The sequence below is a fragment of the Shewanella chilikensis genome (assembly GCF_037953065.1).
GTDB lineage: Bacteria > Pseudomonadota > Gammaproteobacteria > Enterobacterales > Shewanellaceae > Shewanella > Shewanella chilikensis.
Genome location: NZ_CP149966.1, coordinates 26582 through 44735 on the forward strand (window position 1 = coordinate 26582; position 18154 = coordinate 44735).

The following is an 18154-nucleotide window of genomic DNA, read 5'->3' on the forward strand; positions in this document are numbered from 1 at the left end:
CCTTAGAAGAAAAACGCGCTCGGCTGGAACAGTTTTTCCACTTCACCGATAAACTTCTTGTTCACCAGAAAGAGAATGACATGGTCTCCCTGTTCAATAACTGTCTTATCGTGGGCCATCAAGACTTCATCATCGCGGACTATGGCACCTATGGTGGTGCCCGGCGGCAGCTTGATTTCGCCTATCTGTTTGCCGACGACTTTGCTGGTGCTGGAATCTCCATGGGCTATGGCCTCAATCGCCTCGGCAGCACCGCGACGCAGTGAGTATACGTTGCAGATATCCCCTTGACGGATATGGGTCAGCAGAGCCGAGATGGTGGCTTGTTGCGGCGAAATGGCAATATCGATATTGGCTTCCTGAACGATATCGACATAGGCTTCACGCTGAATAAGCACCATCACTTTCTTGGCACCCATACGTTTGGCCAACAGCGCCGACATGATATTGGCCTCGTCGTCGTTGGTGACGGCGATAAACACATCGGTTTGATCTATGTGCTCTTCCATCAAGAGTTCCTGATCGGAAGCATCGCCGCAGAATACCGTGGTATTTTCCAGCTTTTCCGACAGTGCCTCGGCTCTGTCCTGACGGTGCTCTATCAACTTGACCGAGTGATTACGCTGTAGCTTCTTGGCCAGTCCCAAACCTATGTTACCGCCACCGGCGATCATGATATTGCGGTAGCTGTTATCCAGCTTCTGCATCTCACTCATTACTGCCCGCACATGGCGACTGTCGGCGACAAAGAACACTTCATCATCGGCTTCTATGATAGTGGTTCCCCTGGGCATAATCGGCCGTCCCTGACGGAAAATAGCCGCCACCCGGGTATCAATATTCGGCATGTGTTCGCGCAGCGTTGCCAGCGCGTTACCCACCAAGGGGCCACCATAATAGGCGCGAACCGCCACCAGACTCAGTTTGCCTTCGGCGAACTCTAAAACTTGTAAAGCCCCTGGATAATCTACCAGACGCTGTATGTAAGCGGTTACTAACTGCTCAGGGGCTATCAGCTCATCTATGATGAAACCACCCCGGGTACGAGGTTCATTACTCTTGGTTTCACTATCGATAAACAGTTTATCCTGCATCCCCAAATACTGCTCTGAGCGAATACGGGCTATCTTGGTTGGTGTGCCAAACAGGGTATAGGCAATTTGACAGGCGGCCATGTTGCATTCGTCGCTGTTGGTTACAGCGATCAGCATATCGGCATCTTCGGCGCCGGCTTCTTTCAAGACGCCGGGGTGAGCTCCGTGACCGACAACCACTCGCAAGTCATATTTGTCTTGCAGAGCCCTAAGGCGGTTTCTGTCACTGTCGACTATGGTGATATCGTTGTTTTCACCCACCAGGTTTTCTGCAAGGGTGCCACCGACCTGACCTGCGCCCAAGATGATTATTTTCATGGCCTCGTCTTATCCCTGAAGTTTCGACTTAACGATTCGCGCGTAGTAAAACCCGTCCATATTGTCCTGTCCGGGCAAGATTTGCCAGCCTATCGCATCTGGCTGGTCTGCCTGAGTGATAGTCTCCAGCCGTGCATCCGGCGTACGTTCCAGAAAGGCGGCAACTTGATCGCGGTTTTCCTGGGGCAGGATAGAGCAGGTGGCGTATAACAGCACACCGCCTGGCTTTAACCACTGCCAGCAGTGATCCAATATCTGTTGCTGCACCTTAGCCAACTCCTCAATATCCTGCGGCTTACGCAGCCACATGATATCCGGATGGCGCCGAATAACGCCGGTAGCCGAGCAGGGAGCATCCAGTAATATGCGATCAAACTTGCCACCCTGCCACCATGAAGCAATATCGGCGGCATCGCCGTGCACCAACTTGGCATTTAGCTGCAACCTTTGCAGGTTCTCGGCAACTCTCTGTAACCGCTTGTTGTCGTTGTCGACCGCCACCAGCTCTATGTCCGGACACAGCTCCAGCAGATGGCAACTCTTGCCTCCCGGAGCGGCGCAGGCATCGAGAATGGTTTCGCCCGCTAGAGGTGCCAGCAGGGCGGCGGCCCATTGAGCAGCACCATCCTGCACAGACACTGAGCCCTCGCCAAAGCCGGGCAGAGTGGTGACATCGCAGGCTTGCTCGAGCAATATACTGTCTTCCCCCTGACCTGGAGTGGCGACAATTTCGGCGTCAGTCAAGAGTTGCAGATATTGCTCACGACTTTGGGATAAACGGTTGTTGCGCAGCCACAGGGGCGGTCGCTGGTGACTCTGTTGCACCACCTGCTGCCAGTTTTCCGGATAGGCAGCAGCGAGCGCCTTGAGGATCCAGTTGGGCGTATTGTATTCCAGCACAGGGTTATCTGTGGCCAGTGGACTATTGTCTCGCTGGATATTGCGTAAAACGCCGTTGACTACCTTGACCAGGTTTTCAAACTTCAGCTGACGACAGGCTTCGGCAGTTTCCGAAATAGCTGCATGGGCCGGTATCCGGGTGAAATACAGCTGGTAACAACCCACAAGAAGCAGCTGGTGGACGATACGCTGTTTCCCTTTGAATTGTTTACTGAGGCAGTCGCTGACTCTCTTGTCCAGTTGTGGCAGGGTGCGCATTACGCCATAGCAAAGCTCGGCCAAAAGCGCCTTGTCTTTGCCGCTGTGAAGTTGCTGCTGTTGTTCGGGCAAGGCAACCGAGAGGGACATGCCCCGCTCCAGCACCTGAAAGATGGCCTTGGCGGCAAGAGCTCTGAGATTCTGCCTCATGATGCTTGAGCCAAATTTTTTCCGGGCTGGAACCATTCGCCCCTGGCGTTGAGAATATCGGCGATATCCAGCGGTTTTTTCCCTGGCAGTTGTGCCTTTTTCAACACCAATAGGCCATCGGCAGTGGCAATGGCTAATCCTCGCTTGTCGGCGCGCACCACAGTGCCAGGCGCAAACTGCTCGGCTGACTCTTCCACTTCGGCCTGCCAGACCTTGATATTTTGTCCCTGGCATTCAAAGTAGCTCACCGGCCATGGGTTAAAGGCGCGGATCTCCTGCCACAGATTGCGGGCAGCTTTATGCCAGTCGATGCGGGCTTCCTCTTTACTGAGTTTTTCGGCGTAGTTGGCCAGTGATTCGTCCTGTGGCTCGGCGGTGAGTTTGCCTTCGGCCAGACCTTGCAGAGCTTGGATCAGTGCCACCGGTCCCTGCTGAGCCAGCTTTTCATACAGGGTTGCTGAAGTGTCGTCATCGGCTATCGGTAGCGAAGTCTTGAGCAACATGTCGCCGGTATCCAAACCGACATCCATCTGCATTATGGTGACCCCGGTTTCTTTGTCCCCGGCCCATAATGCCCTTTGGATAGGCGCCGCACCGCGCCAGCGCGGCAGAATAGAGCCGTGAACATTGATGCATCCCAGGCGAGGAGCCTGCAACACTGCCAATGGCAGGATCAGGCCATAGGCGACCACCACCATGATATCAGCTCCCAGATCTGCCAGCTCCTGCTGGGCTTCTTCATTGCGCAGTGATTTGGGTTGATAGACGGGAATATCGTGTTCCAACGCCAGTGCCTTGACCGGGCTGGGTGTTAGCTTTTGGCCTCGTCCGGCGGGCTTGTCCACTCGGGTATAGACGGCGATGACTTGATGCTCTGAGTCCAGCAGCGCCTGCAGGTGGCGCGCTGCAAAGTCCGGAGTTCCGGCAAAAATGATCTTCAGTGGTTTCAAAATAGATCCTAATGATTCGGGATTAATTCAGGCTTTAGCTTCCTGACGTGCTGCTTTTTCCAGCTTTTGTCTGATCCGCTGACGTTTCAGTGGTGACAGATAATCAACGAAAAGCTTGCCCTTTAGATGATCCATCTCATGCTGAATACAGATGGCAAATAAACCGTCTGCTTCAATAGTAAATTCATTGCCATCGCGGTCGAGTGCCGTCACGGTAATAAATTCGGCTCTGTCCACCTTGGCATAAATACCGGGTACAGACAGACAACCTTCTTCATTACAGAAGTCGCCGCTGGCACTGATAATTTGGGGATTGATAAAGACTTTTGGACGTTCAACGTCATCCTGCAAGTCCATCACTATCAGTTGCTTATGAAAATCGACTTGAGTCGCGGCCAGACCAATACCCTTTTCTTCGTACATGGTCTCGAACATATTATCGATTTGCGTCTGCAGGTCAGAATCAAATTCTGTCACTGGTTGGGCAATCGTGCGTAATCTCTCGTCTGGGAATCGTAATACTTTTAACAGGGTCATAGATAAACTCTTAACAAGTCTGTCAAATCCGTGCCAGTTGGTTATACTGACTTGTGCTATTGCGTTAATTTTAATCCTTAGCGGCTATCAATAACAGCAAAAGCTCTCACTAATGAGCCAGACAACATGGAAGCCCCCATGAAACGGTTAATTTTACTCGCGTTACTGACATTTAATTGCACCTTCGCTGCTGCAGATACCCTGACATTAAAACCCGGTCACCCTGATACTTACGTGGTCAAGAAAGGCGATACCCTTTGGGATATATCGGCTCTGTTTCTCAAAGACCCCTGGCGCTGGCCGAAACTTTGGGGCGCCAATCCCCAGATAGCCAATCCACACCTTATTTATCCCGGCGATCGATTGACATTGGTGTTTATCGACGGTGAACCCAGGCTGGTCAATAAACCCCATGTTCGCAAGAGCCCCGCAGGAAGAGCTCAGCCCAAAGGCGGTGCCATTCCCGCGGTGGATTTGGCCTTGATTCAACCTTACCTGGTGCAAAACCGGGTAGTTGACCCTGAGTGGTTCAAGGAACAACCTATGGTGCTGGGGGGAGAAAGAGATTCCCGTCACCATGTGATGGACGACATCATCTATATCCAGGCCAATCTGCCACAAGGCGATAAGGTCGGGATGTATCAGCCCGGGCGTGAATTTACCAATAAGGAAAGCGGTGAGTTGCTGGGTCAGGAAGTAATCCTCAGTGCCAGTGGCCGAGTGGTGGAGTCGGGTGAAATCTCCAAGGTGAAGCTGCTCAACAATTTCCGCGAAACCAAAGCCGGTTTCCGAGTGTTGGCGATAGAAGATGACTCCTTGTTGTCTGCCTACTTTATTCCCAAGGCCAGCGATTTAGAGGGCGCCAAGGTGTTGGCATCTGAGCGTAAAATTCGCGCCATGGGTAAACTGGATGTGTTTTATCTGGACCGGGGCAACCGAGAAGGTGTTGAGCCCGGCGATGTGTTCTCTATCTATAAGGACGGTGCCGAGGTGGTTATCAACGGCGAGGGTATCCCGGTGCCGCCGACCGAACGCTCTGCTTACGACAACCTGATGGCCAAGATGGGTTCAGACAATGCCGTTAAGCTGCCCGACCTCTATCGCGGTCAGGTCATGGTGTTTAAGGTATTCGACAAGACAGCTCTCGGGCTCATCATGGTGAATGAAAGCCCTGTCAGGGTAGATGACCTTTTGGTCAGGCCTGACACATTATTGAAAGGTGAATGACGCATAATAGTCTGGTTGATTGGTTGGTTGTCGCTGCGGTATCTGGACTGGGACCCCTCCGGATAAGGCAATTGCTCTTGCACATGGATGTGGCTGAGTTGAGACAGAGGCTGGAACATGAACCCCGGTCTTTGCCAATAAACCAGACACAGCTCCAGCGCTTGGAGTTGGCTCCTGAAAAAGTTGACCAAGCCTTGCAATGGCAGCAGGGTGCCGAGGGTAGATATCTAATCTGCCCCGACGATCCTTTTTATCCGCCCCTCTTGAAACATATTCCTGATTTTCCTCCGATTTTGTTCCTCAAAGGACAGGTTGAAACCCTGCTGCAACCTGCGCTGGCCGTTGTTGGCAGTCGCGATGCCAGCCGAGCCGGTTTATCACTTGCCTGGCAGTGGGGCGCCGAATTGGATGCCTTGAACATCAGCGTATGCAGCGGCATGGCTGCCGGCATAGATGGCGCTGCTCATCGGGGAGCTTTGTCGGCAACCGGCAAAACCATTGCGGTACTGGGTACCGGAATTGACGAAATTTACCCTCGAAGGCATAGGGTTCTTTATGATGATATTCAAGTACATGGTGCAGTTATCAGTGAACTTTGGCCCTCTGTCGGCGTATTTTCCGGGAATTTTCCCAAGCGAAACCGTATAATCAGCGGCCTTGCAATGGGAACCTTGGTGGTAGAAGCTCGTCGGCGCAGTGGCTCACTGATCAGTGCACGCCTGGCAGCAGAGCAAGGTCGAGAGGTTTTTGCGGTTCCAGGTTCAGTCATGGGCGATGAACATCAGGGATGCCACGATTTAATTCGCAATGGGGCAAAACTTGTGGAGTCGGTGGCCGATATAATGGAAGAGTTGGCGCCTTTATGTAGCTGCCACCTTGAAGACTTGCGCAAGAGTCACCATATAAAACCAAGTGAGAACTCTGAGTTGCCATTTAAAACGCTGTTAGCTAGTGTAGATTATGAGACCACACCTTTGGATGTGGTGGTTGAGCATAGTGGAATAACGTTGGATCTGGTGTTGGAACAATTGCTTGAACTTGAGTTGCAAGGTTGGGTTGCCGCAGTACCCGGTGGTTACGTTAGACTTAAGAGGAAATAGCCATGTTTGATATCCTCATGTATCTGTTTGAAAACTATGTTCATAGTGAAGTTGAAATGTTGGTCGACGAAGATGAGTTGACCAAAGAACTCACCCGTGCCGGTTTCCATCAGTCCGAAATCATCAAGGCGCTTTCCTGGCTTGAGCGGTTGGCCGAACTACAGGAGAGCGATACTCCCTACCTTAGAGGGCATACTCAACATTCCTTTCGCATCTACACCAAAGATGAAATGGAAAAACTGGACGTCGAGTGCCGTGGTTTCCTATTGTTCCTGGAGCAGATTCGGGTATTGAATGTGCAAACCCGGGAAATGGTTATTGATAGGGTGATGGAATTGGACGAGCCAGCTATGGTGTTGGAAGACCTCAAGTGGGTGATTCTGATGGTATTGTTCAATGCGCCCGGTAATGAGTCTGCCTATGAGCAGATGGAAGATCTTATCTTCGAGCAACCAGAAGAAGGTCGATTACACTCCTGAACGGCAGTTTACATTCGACAATCTCAGCACGGATAGTATGGCTAATGTGAGGTGGTTTTATATCGCTCTGGCGCCAAACGAGATGTGCTGAGATTCTTGAGCAAAAAGAGAAACTGCAAGATGTATGTGCCGTTATTGCCTGTCTTGGCCGGTATCTATTTAATTTGCTTTCAGGATATTCTCAGAAAGTTGGGCAATCTTTTTTGGCTGCGGTGATCTTCATTTCCCCATTGTCTGGATACTTCAATTTTTATCATTTCGCAAACGAGAGCGATAAGCCTTTCTGAAAAAGACCACGACAGTTTCCAACCTATGTAACTTTTTCCTGAAGTGAAGGCTATTTTACTATCTGTTCTTGCCGGCTGAGTCTTTCAGTGAGTGTGGTCATCAACTCGACTCCCTTTATCCGTGTGGCGCTGGTAAAATGTTCGCCTAACTCTTTTAACAGCGAGATGTGTCATGGCCAAGATAGACCAGCAGTTGTTCAATGCTCGGGCGCACGCGCTCGAAAAAGAATATGAACTTTGTCCCAAGTGCGGCAGTGAGCTCTCCGTGCGCCACAGTAAGCATGGTGGCTTCATTGGCTGCAATAATTATCCAGCGTGTGATTACACCCGACCTTTGGTGCAGCACGAATCCATCGACTCTCAGCCTATTCCAGGCTCCGAGTGTCCCCAGTGTGGCCACGAGTTAGCGGTCAAATCGGGGCGCTTTGGTATTTTTATTGGTTGTACCCAGTATCCACAATGCACCCATATCGAGCGACACGATCAGCAGGAAGAGGCTGAAAAAGTGCCTTGTCCTCAGTGTAATAGCGGAGTGCTTGAGCATAGGACCAGCAAGTTCGGCAAGAGCTTCTATGCCTGCAGCAACTACCCCAAGTGCAAGTTTCTGGTGAATTTTCCTCCTCGGGCAGAAGCTTGCCCTGAATGCGGTTTCGGGATTCTGGTAGAGCGCAAGGGCGCTGCCGGCGACAGACTGGAATGTCCCCGTAAGGAATGTAAGTACAAGCGAACTCTGTGATCCGGCTCAATATGTGACTATAATCACCTCCGCTGTCGCCGAGGGCGTTCAGCCGTCTTTGTCTCTATAAAAGGTACACTCAATGCTGCACTTGCTCGCCGCCGGGAGTAAGCAACTGCTTCTGGATGGAGGGGTCATAGCATATCCCACCGAAGCTGTTTATGGTTTGGGATGCGATCCCGATAATGAAGCCGCCGTTTCCCGAATTCTCGACATCAAACAGCGTCCCTGGCACAAGGGGCTTATCATGGTCGCCAGTGACTATCGGCAGTTGCAACCCTATCTGGACGAGTCTCAACTGAGTGATGAGCAACTGCAGCAGGCGTTTGCCAAATGGCCCGGACCTTACACCTTTGTTATGCCGGTGCGTCAGGGGATGAGCCAACTGCTTTGTGGCCATTTTGACTCTATAGCCGTCAGGGTGTCGGCTCACCCTATTGTCAGGGAGTTGTGTGATACCTTGGGCAAGCCGCTGGTATCCACCAGTGCCAACTTGGCGGGTGAGTCGCCGGCTCTGACAGTGAATGATATTGAAACAACGTTTGCCGGGCAGATAGATGCCCTTATCGAAGGAGAGTTGGGGCAGCAGCGCCAGCCTTCCACCATCATAGATATTCGCAGCGGCCAGATCCTGCGTAATGGCTAATAATTCCAAGCAAGAAGGAGCGAGCATGACGGCACCAGATTCCCACCAGGTAAAAACATTCTTGATGCAACTGCAACAACAGATTTGTGAAGGACTGGAACGACTGGACGGCAAAGCTGAGTTTGCTACTGATTCTTGGAAACGGGCCGAGGGCGGTGGCGGTATCAGTAAGGTACTTAACGGCGGTGAGGTGTTTGAACAGGCCGGGGTGAACTTCTCCCATGTAGAAGGCGCGGCCATGCCGGCCTCGGCTACGGCGCACAGGCCTGAGCTGGCCGGACGAAGCTTTGAAGCCATGGGGGTTTCACTGGTTATCCACCCGCGTAATCCCTATATCCCAACCACTCATGCCAACGTGCGCTTTTTTATTGCCCGCAAAGAAGGCGCCGATCCCGTCTGGTGGTTTGGTGGTGGCTTCGACCTGACCCCCTATTACCCCTTCCTCGAGGATGTGCGCGAATGGCATCAGCAAGCCAAAGCGATTTGTGAGCCTTTCGGCGAAGCGGTATACCCCGAGTACAAAAAATGGTGTGATGAGTATTTCTTTCTGCCACACAGAAACGAAACCCGTGGTGTCGGCGGCCTTTTCTTCGATGACCTCAATCAAGGTGGCTTTGAACACTGCTTTGCTTTCATGCAAGCGGTCGGAAATGGTTTCTTACCTGCCTATGCCCCCATTGTTGAGCGGCGTAAGGATACCGAATATGGCGAGCGTGAACGTGAGTTCCAACTTTATCGCCGTGGTCGCTATGTAGAGTTCAATCTGGTCTATGACAGAGGAACGCTGTTTGGGCTGCAAACCGGCGGCCGAACCGAGTCAATACTCATGTCGATGCCGCCCTTGGTTCGCTGGCAATACGCCTATGAACCCGAAGCCGGCTCTGCCGAAGCCAAGCTCTACAGTGACTTTTTGCACCCCAGGGATTGGCTCACTGAATAGTTAGTGAGGGTAACCAATAAGCCTTAATCTGGCTTATTGGTTACGCATATGGTCTGCTAACTGAGCGATAGCATTGAAAATCACCTTCCTGTGCTCTGGATCCTTCAGGTTGGCCTCCAGCGAGGCCCTCATGCATAACAGCCACTGATCGCGCATTCTTTCATCAACGGCAAACGGCATGTGTCTGGCTCTCAGCGCCGGGTGGCCATATTTGGCTTGATACAGCTGAGGCCCTCCCAACCAACCGCTGAGAAACTCATATAGTTTCTGCTCCGATTGTGCCAGCGGAGCCTGATGTATGGACAGGAGTTCCTGAGTATCCGGCCGCGTTTGCATCTGCTGATAAAAGCTCTTGGCTATGGCGCGTATCGTCTCGTCGCCACCAATCAGATCATAGGCGTTGGACTGGGTGGGGTCCCGCTCGGCCTCGGGTTTGCGATTGATTATTTTCTTTAGCCAGTTCATTTTCGTGTTGAATCTTGTTGTCGATTTTGGCGCCAGTATACAATGAAAACCCCATAGGTCGGCAGCCTTGCCTGGCCTAGGGCCGCTGAGTAGACTGATATATCTTCCATTGCTCTGGAGCACAGATGACCGACAGCTATGCCGTCTTTGGCAATCCCATTCATCACAGTAAATCACCGGCTATCCATGCAGCCTTTGCCGCTCAGACCGGGCAAGCCCTAAGCTATCAAGCGATTCTGGCACCAATCGATGACTTCAGCGGCAGTGTCATGGCTTTTTTTGCTGCCGGGGGGAAGGGCGCTAATGTCACTGTGCCTTTCAAGGAACAAGCCTTTCAACTCTGTGATGAGTTGAGCCAGGAAGCCGAAACCGCCGCCGCAGTGAACACCCTGATTAAACTGGATGATGGCAGAATTCGGGGCGATAATACCGATGGCTACGGCTTGGTGGCCGATCTCAGTCGTTACCTGACGCTGCAAGATAAAAAGGTCTTGCTGCTCGGCGCTGGTGGGGCTGCCAGAGGTTGTCTGCTTTCTCTGTTGGCGGCCGGTGTCGGCCATATTGATATCTATAATAGAACATACAGTAAGGCCGAGGTGCTGGCGGCTATTGCGCCACAGCAATTGCAGGCGTTGAGGCGAAATGAACTCTATGAGGGTTATGATCTCATTATCAATTCCACCTCAGCCAGTTTGCATGGTGAGCTACCGGATATTCCCGTAACCGTGGTTGCCAATCATAGCTATTGCTACGACATGATGTATTCGGCACAAACAACTACGTTCAATCGCTGGGCTGCCGAGCAAGGGGCGGCAAAAACACTGGATGGCTTAGGAATGTTGGTGGGGCAGGCGGCTAGAAGTTTCTATTTATGGCGAGGTGTCATGCCCAAAGTTGAGCCTGTACTCGAGAGTCTGCGGCAAGAATTAAAAGGAGAGGCCTCATGAATCAGGGGATCATCTTCAGCGACTTGTGTCAGTGGCAAGCCGAATCAAACAGGCTCAAGTTTATGGCCCAGCAGCAAGGGGTCAATATTCCTTGCTATGTTGGCTTACAACGTATGCAGCAACTAAGTGGCAAGGTTTTTCTCGAAGAGCAAGAGATCCTGAGCCTGTTTGAACAGTGGCGCTTCGACTTCGAAGATGAAGCCGAGGCGCTGATTGAGCAGGAATGCTTCAATGACTCAGGTGAGATAGAGTTACCTGAGTCAGTATAACTTTCTTAGTCAGTACTACTTTGCTCGGCCAGGTACTCATCTTTAAGGCGGACATAGTTGTCTGCCGATTGTGGCAGAAATTGGCGTTCGGCTTCGGTCAAGGGGCGAGCCTGCTTGGCCGGGCTGCCTATATAGAGAAAGCCACTCTTTAGCACCTTGCCGGGAGGCACCAAGGAACCAGCACCTAAAATCACATCGTCTTCGATGATGACGCCATCCAAAATAATGGCTCCCATGCCAACCAATACACGATTACCTACCTTGCAACCATGAAGCATGGCTTTGTGGCCTATGGTGACATCATCGCCGATGAGCAATGGGTGTCCCTCTGGGTTGGCCGGCGACTTACGGGTAACATGCAAGACAGTGCCATCCTGAACACTACTGCGTTTGCCGATGCGAATATGATTGACGTCACCCCGGGCAGCCACCATGGGCCAAACGCTGGCGTCCTGATCCAAAAAGATGTCACCTACCAGAACCGCAGCTTCATCAACATAGACGCCTTCGGCCAACTTTGGCTTGGTACCTTGGTAAGATCTGAGAGAATTGGCCATAAAAAGTCCTTATATGATTGGTTTTCGCCATTATAAAGATTAAAAAGTGGCAGGTCAGGACAAATTCTCAGCAAGTAAGCCAAAAACAGCAGTTTTCTTTTAAAAAGCCCTTGCACAAAAGTTCAGGCTCCCTATAATGCGCTCCCACTGACACGGCACAGCGACAACGCGAAAGACGTGGCAGGGTCGAAGAAAAGAGGCTCTTGAGTCCTTTCAACGACAGGCGAAAAAAGATGGTAAATACCTCTTGACGCCGCAGCAGGAAAGCGTAGAATACGCAGCCCTGACCCGATGGCCGCAGCGCCTAGGGGATTGCTCTTTAACAAGATAAACAAGCAAATCTGTGTGGACACTCACAGGCATTGAGAAATCGACAAAACGATTTAACTCGATGAAGAGTGTTCATACGAACAGAATTCATTGAGTCGAACCTTCGGGTTCAACCAAAACTTTAATTGAAGAGTTTGATCATGGCTCAGATTGAACGCTGGCGGCAGGCCTAACACATGCAAGTCGAGCGGTAACATTTCAAAAGCTTGCTTTTGAAGATGACGAGCGGCGGACGGGTGAGTAATGCCTGGGAATTTGCCCATTTGTGGGGGATAACAGTTGGAAACGACTGCTAATACCGCATACGCCCTACGGGGGAAAGCAGGGGAACTTAGGTCCTTGCGCTGATGGATAAGCCCAGGTGGGATTAGCTAGTAGGTGAGGTAATGGCTCACCTAGGCGACGATCCCTAGCTGGTCTGAGAGGATGATCAGCCACACTGGGACTGAGACACGGCCCAGACTCCTACGGGAGGCAGCAGTGGGGAATATTGCACAATGGGGGAAACCCTGATGCAGCCATGCCGCGTGTGTGAAGAAGGCCTTCGGGTTGTAAAGCACTTTCAGCGAGGAGGAAAGGTTAGTAGTTAATACCTGCTAGCTGTGACGTTACTCGCAGAAGAAGCACCGGCTAACTCCGTGCCAGCAGCCGCGGTAATACGGAGGGTGCGAGCGTTAATCGGAATTACTGGGCGTAAAGCGTGCGCAGGCGGTTTGTTAAGCGAGATGTGAAAGCCCCGGGCTCAACCTGGGAACCGCATTTCGAACTGGCAAACTAGAGTCTTGTAGAGGGGGGTAGAATTCCAGGTGTAGCGGTGAAATGCGTAGAGATCTGGAGGAATACCGGTGGCGAAGGCGGCCCCCTGGACAAAGACTGACGCTCAGGCACGAAAGCGTGGGGAGCAAACAGGATTAGATACCCTGGTAGTCCACGCCGTAAACGATGTCTACTCGGAGTTTGGTGTCTTGAACACTGGGCTCTCAAGCTAACGCATTAAGTAGACCGCCTGGGGAGTACGGCCGCAAGGTTAAAACTCAAATGAATTGACGGGGGCCCGCACAAGCGGTGGAGCATGTGGTTTAATTCGATGCAACGCGAAGAACCTTACCTACTCTTGACATCCTCAGAAGCCAGCGGAGACGCAGGTGTGCCTTCGGGAACTGAGAGACAGGTGCTGCATGGCTGTCGTCAGCTCGTGTTGTGAAATGTTGGGTTAAGTCCCGCAACGAGCGCAACCCCTATCCTTACTTGCCAGCGGGTAATGCCGGGAACTTTAGGGAGACTGCCGGTGATAAACCGGAGGAAGGTGGGGACGACGTCAAGTCATCATGGCCCTTACGAGTAGGGCTACACACGTGCTACAATGGTCGGTACAGAGGGTTGCGAAGCCGCGAGGTGGAGCTAATCTCATAAAGCCGGTCGTAGTCCGGATTGGAGTCTGCAACTCGACTCCATGAAGTCGGAATCGCTAGTAATCGTGGATCAGAATGCCACGGTGAATACGTTCCCGGGCCTTGTACACACCGCCCGTCACACCATGGGAGTGGGCTGCACCAGAAGTAGATAGCTTAACCTTCGGGAGGGCGTTTACCACGGTGTGGTTCATGACTGGGGTGAAGTCGTAACAAGGTAGCCCTAGGGGAACCTGGGGCTGGATCACCTCCTTACCTAAGCGATAATTGGTGCTTGGTCGAAAACTGCTCCTGCATTTTCGACATTCGGTACATCCGTGTACCTTTTGAGTGTTCACACAGATTGCTTGTTCATAGAGCAGGCCGTTGACCCTGGTAGGTCAATGAGTTCTTTAACAATTTGGAAAGCTGATAGTAGACATCAAGACGACTCTCAGGAGTAGGAATTGATGAATACAAAATTGAGTTCTCAAACACTTCAATCAAGTGTTTTGGAAATTCTTCAAGGCGAGTCCACTTCCTTAACCCGGAGGTGAGACAAGTAAACCTAAGCTGGTTGCAATACAATCCGATGAAAACTCATCCGGGTTGTATGGTTAAGCGACCAAGCGTATACGGTGGATGCCTTGGCAGTCAGAGGCGATGAAGGACGTAGTAACTTGCGAAAAGCGTTGGTGAGCTAGTAACAAGCATTTGAGCCAGCGATGTCCGAATGGGGAAACCCGGCAGCATAAGCTGTCATCAATACGTGAATACATAGCGTATTGAGGCGAACGAGGGGAACTGAAACATCTAAGTACCCTCAGGAAAAGAAATCAACCGAGATTCCCCAAGTAGCGGCGAGCGAACGGGGATTAGCCCTTAAGTCTTTGGGGTGTTAGTGGAATGTGTTGGAAAGCACAGCGGCACAGGGTGATAGCCCCGTACACGTAAACTAACCAGAGATGAAATCGAGTAAGGCGGCACACGTGACATGTTGTCTGAATATGGGGGGACCATCCTCCAAGGCTAAATACTCCTGACTGACCGATAGTGAACCAGTACCGTGAGGGAAAGGCGAAAAGAACCCCTGTGAGGGGAGTGAAATAGAACCTGAAACCGTATACGTACAAGCAGTGGAAGCGGTCCTTGAGACCGTGACTGCGTACCTTTTGTATAATGGGTCAGCGACTTACATTTAGTAGCGAGGTTAAGCGAATAGCGGAGCCGTAGGGAAACCGAGTGTTAACTGCGCGTTTAGTTGCTAGGTGTAGACCCGAAACCCGGTGATCTAGCCATGGGCAGGTTGAAGGTTGAGTAACATCAACTGGAGGACCGAACCGACTAATGTTGAAAAATTAGCGGATGACTTGTGGCTGGGGGTGAAAGGCCAATCAAACCGGGAGATATCTGGTTCTCCTCGAAAGCTATTTAGGTAGCGCCTCGGACGAACACCTTTGGGGGTAGAGCACTGTTAAGGCTAGGGGGTCATCCCGACTTACCAACCCTTTGCAAACTCCGAATACCAAAGAGTGCTATCCGGGAGACAGACGGCGGGTGCTAACGTCCGTCGTCAAAAGGGAAACAACCCAGACCGTCAGCTAAGGTCCCAAAGTAATTGCTAAGTGGGAAACGATGTGGGAAGGCTTAGACAGCTAGGATGTTGGCTTAGAAGCAGCCATCATTTAAAGAAAGCGTAATAGCTCACTAGTCGAGTCGGCCTGCGCGGAAGATGTAACGGGGCTAAGCAATTCACCGAAGCTACGGGTACTGATGCTTGCATCGGTGCGGTAGAGGAGCGTTCTGTAAGCCGTTGAAGGCGAAGGGGTAACCCACGCTGGAGGTATCAGAAGTGCGAATGCTGACATGAGTAACGATAAAGGGGGTGAAAAACCCCCTCGCCGAAAGACCAAGGGTTCCTGTCCAACGTTAATCGGGGCAGGGTGAGTCGACCCCTAAGGCGAGGCTGAAAGGCGTAGTCGATGGGAAACGGGTTAATATTCCCGTACTTCTGCTAACTGCGATGGAGAGACGGAGAAGGCTAGGCCAGCGCGGCGTTGGTTGTCCGCGTTTAAGGTAGTAGGTGGTGTGCTTAGGCAAATCCGGGCACACATACACTGAGAGCTGACGACGAGTCCCCAAGGGGATGAAGTGGTTGATGCCATGCTTCCAGGAAAATCTTCTAAGCTTCAGGTTAGCAGGAATCGTACCCCAAACCGACACAGGTGGTCGGGTAGAGAATACCAAGGCGCTTGAGAGAACTCGGCTGAAGGAACTAGGCAAAATGGTACCGTAACTTCGGGAGAAGGTACGCTGCCGGCGGTGAAGACCTCGCGTCGTAAGCTGCTGGCAGTCGCAGATACCAGGTGGCTGCAACTGTTTATCAAAAACACAGCACTGTGCAAAATCGCAAGATGACGTATACGGTGTGACGCCTGCCCGGTGCCGGAAGGTTAATTGATTGGGTTATCTTCGGAGAAGCTCATGATCGAAGCCCCGGTAAACGGCGGCCGTAACTATAACGGTCCTAAGGTAGCGAAATTCCTTGTCGGGTAAGTTCCGACCTGCACGAATGGCGTAATGATGGCCACGCTGTCTCCAGCCGAGACTCAGTGAAGTTGAAATTGCGGTGAAGATGCCGTATACCCGCGGCTAGACGGAAAGACCCCGTGAACCTTTACTATAGCTTGGCACTGAACATTGACCCTACATGTGTAGGATAGGTGGGAGACTATGAAGATGAGACGCCAGTCTTGTTGGAGTCAACCTTGAAATACCACCCTTGTAGTGTTGATGTTCTAACCTTGGTCCCTTATCGGGATTAGGGACAGTGCCTGGTGGGTAGTTTGACTGGGGCGGTCTCCTCCCAAAGAGTAACGGAGGAGCACGAAGGTTGGCTAAGTACGGTCGGACATCGTACGGTTAGTGCAATGGCATAAGCCAGCTTAACTGCGAGACAGACACGTCGAGCAGATGCGAAAGCAGGTCATAGTGATCCGGTGGTTCTGAATGGAAGGGCCATCGCTCAACGGATAAAAGGTACTCCGGGGATAACAGGCTGATACCGCCCAAGAGTTCATATCGACGGCGGTGTTTGGCACCTCGATGTCGGCTCATCACATCCTGGGGCTGAAGTCGGTCCCAAGGGTATGGCTGTTCGCCATTTAAAGTGGTACGCGAGCTGGGTTCAGAACGTCGTGAGACAGTTCGGTCCCTATCTGCCGTGGGCGTTGGATGATTGAGGGGAGCTGCTCCTAGTACGAGAGGACCGGAGTGGACGAACCGCTGGTGTTCGGGTTGTCATGCCAATGGCATTGCCCGGTAGCTACGTTCGGAATCGATAACCGCTGAAAGCATCTAAGCGGGAAGCGAGCCCCAAGATGAGTCATCCCTAGGTCCTAGAGACCTCTGAAGAGCCGTTCGAGACCAGGACGTTGATAGGCAGGGTGTGTAAGCGTTGCGAGGCGTTGAGCTAACCTGTACTAATGACTCGAGAGGCTTAACCATACAACCCAGATGGGTTTTACGGACTTGAAGAAGTTAGATACTTGATTGAAGTTTGAACTCAGGCTCTGAAAAGAGCACAGCCAAGAATACCGGTCGCTTAGCTCAGCCGGGAGAGCACCTCCCTTACAAGGAGGGGGTCACTGGTTCGATCCCAGTAGCGACCACCATATTTCAAAGCAACAGCTTTCTGAATTGAAGAACAAAGGTTAATGACGCAGGTAATTGTTTGGCTGACAAAGCCGTGACGAGCGAGCCGCGCAGTGTACTGAAGTACATGAGCAGCGTAGCGAGGAAACAATACCGTCAGACGGACAATTAACCAGTAAGAATATGTCTGGTGACAATAGCATTGTGGTCCCACCTGATCCCATCCCGAACTCAGAAGTGAAACGCAATCGCGCCGATGGTAGTGTGGGGTCTCCCCATGTGAGAGTAGGTCATCGCCAGACGCCCAATTTTAGTAATGCGCCAAGGCGTGATACTAAAGGAGCGGTAGTTCAGTTGGTTAGAATACCGGCCTGTCACGCCGGGGGTCGCGGGTTCGAGTCCCGTCCGCTCCGCCAACTTAAAGAGAAAGCCTCATCGAAAGATGAGGCTTTTTTCGTTTTGGTTCTTTTCTGCAAATTTACAGAGTTATCCTTGTAGGTCTGGAGTATCCCGGTTCTTGAGGTTGACGACAGAGAATATATAAGTGCTATCGTTATATTCGCTTTGGCTGTAGGATTCGTTTGAGTCTGTGACTTGAGTACTTACCCGAAAATTTTTTGTCGTTATAATAGTCATATTCTATTACAGGTGATGATTGTGGATTGTCGTATCGGTTGCGGTGCCTGTTGTATAGCACCCTCCATCAGCAGTGCCATTCCTGGGATGCCGGGAGGTAAACCCGCTGGGGTTCGTTGTGTGCAACTTGATGACAACAATCTATGTCGCCTCTTTGGTTCCCCTAAACGTCCTGATGTGTGTAGTGATTTCTCTGCATCGGTGGATGTATGTGGTAACAGCAACGAAGAGGCGCTCTGGCTGATAGGCTCTTTAGAGGTGGAAACCTCTTTCTGAAGGTGAA

15 protein-coding genes, 2 tRNA genes and 3 rRNA genes are annotated in these 18154 nt (G+C 51.6%); 14 read left to right on the top strand and 6 right to left on the bottom strand.

Annotated features, from left to right (window positions below; translation table 11 throughout):
- Positions 1-2: 2 nt before the first annotated feature.
- From trkA to def, 4 genes are read right to left on the bottom strand one after another with little or no spacing between them, the layout of a single operon-like run.
- The gene (gene trkA, locus WKR14_RS00115) at positions 3-1412 is read right to left on the bottom strand and encodes a Trk system potassium transporter TrkA (RefSeq protein WP_039035698.1); all 1410 of its coding nucleotides are present in this window, start codon (positions 1410-1412) and stop codon (positions 3-5) included.
- A gap of 9 nt (positions 1413-1421) precedes the next feature.
- A complete protein-coding gene (gene rsmB / locus WKR14_RS00120; RefSeq protein ID WP_226685162.1) occupies positions 1422-2720 on the bottom strand; it encodes a 16S rRNA (cytosine(967)-C(5))-methyltransferase RsmB in 1299 nt (432 codons plus the stop codon).
- Positions 2717-3670 (bottom strand): methionyl-tRNA formyltransferase, encoded by a 954-nt coding sequence (gene fmt, locus WKR14_RS00125; protein WP_101056546.1) that lies wholly within the window; start codon positions 3668-3670, stop codon positions 2717-2719. Before fmt ends, rsmB begins: the two co-directional genes overlap by 4 nt.
- 27 nt (positions 3671-3697) lie before the next feature.
- Positions 3698-4207: a peptide deformylase gene (def, locus tag WKR14_RS00130; protein WP_101056547.1), complete on the bottom strand. Its 510-nt coding sequence runs from the start codon at positions 4205-4207 to the stop codon at positions 3698-3700.
- 126 nt (positions 4208-4333) lie between these two features.
- On the opposite strand from def, the gene WKR14_RS00135 reads away from it, so the two are divergent.
- The 6 genes from WKR14_RS00135 (at position 4334) to hemF (ending at position 9622) form a co-directional block, all read left to right on the top strand.
- Positions 4334-5434, top strand: coding sequence for a LysM peptidoglycan-binding domain-containing protein (locus tag WKR14_RS00135; RefSeq protein ID WP_039035702.1), 1101 nt, complete (start codon positions 4334-4336; stop codon positions 5432-5434).
- Positions 5435-5517: 83 nt separating this feature from the next.
- Complete coding sequence (gene dprA, locus WKR14_RS00140; protein ID WP_226685170.1) at positions 5518-6534, top strand: DNA-processing protein DprA; 1017 nt, start codon at positions 5518-5520, stop codon at positions 6532-6534.
- 2 nt (positions 6535-6536) lie between these two features.
- Complete coding sequence (locus WKR14_RS00145; protein WP_025889803.1) at positions 6537-7013, top strand: DUF494 family protein; 477 nt, start codon at positions 6537-6539, stop codon at positions 7011-7013.
- A 459-nt stretch (positions 7014-7472) separates the two neighbouring features.
- Complete coding sequence (locus tag WKR14_RS00150) at positions 7473-8036, top strand: type I DNA topoisomerase (RefSeq protein ID WP_025889805.1); 564 nt, start codon at positions 7473-7475, stop codon at positions 8034-8036.
- 82 nt (positions 8037-8118) lie between these two features.
- Positions 8119-8682 carry an L-threonylcarbamoyladenylate synthase gene (locus WKR14_RS00155; RefSeq protein ID WP_101056549.1) on the top strand — a complete coding sequence of 188 codons (564 nt, stop codon included), beginning with the start codon at positions 8119-8121 and terminating at the stop codon, positions 8680-8682.
- A gap of 25 nt (positions 8683-8707) precedes the next feature.
- Positions 8708-9622 (top strand): oxygen-dependent coproporphyrinogen oxidase, encoded by a 915-nt coding sequence (hemF, locus tag WKR14_RS00160; RefSeq protein ID WP_101056550.1) that lies wholly within the window; start codon positions 8708-8710, stop codon positions 9620-9622.
- A 33-nt stretch (positions 9623-9655) separates the two neighbouring features.
- On the opposite strand, the gene WKR14_RS00165 is transcribed toward hemF, so the two are convergent.
- Entirely contained in the window at positions 9656-10087 is a 432-nt protein-coding gene (locus WKR14_RS00165; RefSeq protein ID WP_025011814.1) for a group II truncated hemoglobin, read from the bottom strand.
- 125 nt (positions 10088-10212) lie between these two features.
- Between WKR14_RS00165 and aroE the strand changes: the two genes are divergently transcribed.
- On the top strand, positions 10213-11034 hold the full coding sequence (aroE, locus tag WKR14_RS00170; RefSeq protein WP_101057787.1) for a shikimate dehydrogenase: 822 nt from the start codon (positions 10213-10215) through the stop codon (positions 11032-11034).
- Complete coding sequence (locus WKR14_RS00175; protein WP_062793974.1) at positions 11031-11303, top strand: DUF1488 domain-containing protein; 273 nt, start codon at positions 11031-11033, stop codon at positions 11301-11303. The genes aroE and WKR14_RS00175 overlap by 4 nt, the downstream gene beginning before the upstream one ends.
- Before the next feature lie 5 nt (positions 11304-11308).
- On the opposite strand, the gene WKR14_RS00180 is transcribed toward WKR14_RS00175, so the two are convergent.
- The gene (locus tag WKR14_RS00180; RefSeq protein WP_025011812.1) at positions 11309-11860 is read right to left on the bottom strand and encodes a gamma carbonic anhydrase family protein; all 552 of its coding nucleotides are present in this window, start codon (positions 11858-11860) and stop codon (positions 11309-11311) included.
- A gap of 452 nt (positions 11861-12312) precedes the next feature.
- Between WKR14_RS00180 and WKR14_RS00185 the strand changes: the two genes are divergently transcribed.
- The 6 genes from WKR14_RS00185 (at position 12313) to WKR14_RS00210 (ending at position 18147) form a co-directional block, all read left to right on the top strand.
- Positions 12313-13857: ribosomal RNA gene (locus tag WKR14_RS00185) — 16S ribosomal RNA — on the top strand.
- 339 nt (positions 13858-14196) lie between these two features.
- Positions 14197-17088 (top strand): 23S ribosomal RNA (locus WKR14_RS00190).
- A 91-nt stretch (positions 17089-17179) separates the two neighbouring features.
- A tRNA-Val gene (locus WKR14_RS00195) sits at positions 17180-17255 on the top strand.
- Between the two features lie 166 nt (positions 17256-17421).
- A 5S ribosomal RNA gene (gene rrf / locus WKR14_RS00200) occupies positions 17422-17537 on the top strand.
- The 16S, 23S and 5S rRNA genes sit together here with 2 tRNA genes alongside, the layout of an rRNA operon.
- Before the next feature lie 37 nt (positions 17538-17574).
- Positions 17575-17651, top strand: a tRNA-Asp gene (locus WKR14_RS00205).
- 241 nt (positions 17652-17892) lie between these two features.
- Entirely contained in the window at positions 17893-18147 is a 255-nt protein-coding gene (locus WKR14_RS00210; RefSeq protein ID WP_101057222.1) for a YkgJ family cysteine cluster protein, read from the top strand.
- Positions 18148-18154: the final 7 nt, after the last annotated feature.